Raw genomic sequence first — 1,886 nt, 5'->3', positions numbered from 1 at the left:
GCGCAGGACATGGGGCGGTTTGACTTTAGGGCACGCGCAGCGTGCGCACCGTTTGGCGTTGGAAGAACAATGTTCAGCACAGCTATCCGGAAGAACTCAATTCCACAAGGGCTTTCAAGTCCAGGATTTCAATTGAGGATCGCTTGACGCGGATCATGCCCAGCGTCTCCAGGTCGTTCAATTCCCTGTTCGCCCATTGCCGACTGGTACCGAGAAGATCCGCGATGTCGGTCTGTGAAAGGCGCAAGCTGATGATGTCAGCTGCACCCCTGTGGATTCCGAATCCGCTTTCCAGCTGCACGAGCAGTCGCGCTAGCCTTGCCCTCAGTGATAGCAAGGATGTTCCGGCAAGAAGCTCGTACAAGCGCCTGCTGCGATATGCCAACTGCAGCTCGAGCGCGACGCTGAGATCAGGATCGATGATCCGGCGACGGCGGATCAGGTCTCCGGGTATATACATCAGGACGACATCCGAATGAGCGATCACATCGTGCAACTGCCCCTTGCCATCGATGCAACACAACACACCCGTGAGTTCCCCCGCCGCGAGGAACATCATCAGGTGGCGTCGACCCGACATGAGTGTGCGGATTTCGAGCACGCCTTCGATGACGAGGCAGAGGTGATCGAACGGTTCATCGATCCCGGCGACCAGATCTCCGCGCTCGCAGCGAGCCAGCGAGGCGCCCGCCATCAGCTCGTCGATCGTGTCCGGTGCGCACCGATCGAACCCCGGATTCTTCAGGAGAAGAACACGACCTAGCGCGAGGTACGCCGAGTTCTGAAGAACTATCTTCACGTTGACATTCAGCCGATTTCCGTAATGTTCCGGGAGAGATCTCCGCCCATACCACGGGCCACGCAACCGGGTCATGCATCACATTGCTCGAGGTTCGAAGAGGTCGCCGTCGAGTCTGAGCCGCCGATGAGCAGCGATTGTACACAGACCGCCCTGAAGCCCGTACTCGACGGCGGCGTGATCACGGCCGGCAATGCGAGCCAGTTGTCCGATGGCGCCTCGGCGAGCGTGCTGGTGAGCAGAGAATACGCTGGGCGGCGGGGGTTGGAACCGCTTGGTCGCCATCTCGGGATGGCGGTCGCCGGTTACGCGCCGGAAGAGATGGGCATCGGGCCCGATCTATGCAATTCCCGAACTGCTCGCGAAGCACGGGTTAAACATCAACGACATCGGACTGTGGGAGTTGAACGAGGCCTTTGCAGTGCAAGCGCTGTACTGCCGCGACAAGCTTGGAATCGACCCGAATCGGTACAACGTCAACGGCGGTGGTACCTCCGTTGGCCATCCGTACGGGATGACGGGGTCGGCTGGTTGGACATGCCCTTCTCGAGGGCAAGCGGCGCGGCGTCAAACTCGTCGTGGTGTCAATGTGCGTTGGGGGTGGCATGGGAGCGGCGGGTTGTTCGAAGTGCTTTGATTGAACGGGCATCGCATAGGACGAAAGCAACGGGCCCAAGCGCGTTTGGCACACCGGCCTTCGAGCCGCTTCCTGAATTGGCGTTGTTGAGCGCGCAGGCCGTCTCGATCGGGAATCCGTGCTGGCACAAGCCTATCCTAAGTTTTATGCCCATCGCATTACTCACCTGCACGGCCATTTTCGTGAGCTGAGCGCGATCGTTGACCATGTTGGTGACCTTTTGCGCAACGATGAGGTAATGTTTGGCATCGGCCGCTGCCTGTACGTTGTAGCCACACGCCGGCGCCCTTGCCCTGGCTTGTCATCGAGTGCGCATCGGGATCGGTCAGCGACCGCTGTGCATCGGATCGACGCCCTCGAAACCCAGTGCCTGCCGGCCCAGCTCGCCGACGAAGACATCGATCATCCGCACCGAGTTGCCTTCACAGGTGTCCAGCCCTCCCCCTACTT

Annotated in this window: 2 protein-coding genes and 1 pseudogene; 1 reads left to right on the top strand and 2 read right to left on the bottom strand. The window is 60.0% G+C overall.

All coding sequences use genetic code 11. The features are described 5' to 3' along the window. Positions 1-82 precede the first annotated feature (82 nt). Positions 83-799: a Crp/Fnr family transcriptional regulator gene (locus B0E49_RS00050; protein WP_168174971.1), complete on the bottom strand. Its 717-nt coding sequence runs from the start codon at positions 797-799 to the stop codon at positions 83-85. 162 nt (positions 800-961) lie between these two features. On the opposite strand from B0E49_RS00050, the pseudogene B0E49_RS00045 reads away from it, so the two are divergent. Next, positions 962-1,440: pseudogene (locus B0E49_RS00045) on the top strand (thiolase family protein); the annotation flags it as partial. Here the strand turns inward: B0E49_RS00045 and B0E49_RS20395 are convergent. Further along, a complete protein-coding gene (locus B0E49_RS20395; RefSeq protein WP_168174970.1) occupies positions 1,384-1,644 on the bottom strand; it encodes a hypothetical protein in 261 nt (86 codons plus the stop codon). The pseudogene B0E49_RS00045 and the gene B0E49_RS20395 overlap by 57 nt on opposite strands. Positions 1,645-1,886: the final 242 nt, after the last annotated feature.

The sequence above is a fragment of the Polaromonas sp. C04 genome (assembly GCF_002002705.1).
Taxonomy (GTDB): domain Bacteria; phylum Pseudomonadota; class Gammaproteobacteria; order Burkholderiales; family Burkholderiaceae_C; genus Rhodoferax_A.
This window is presented reverse-complemented; position numbering and strand designations above follow the sequence as displayed.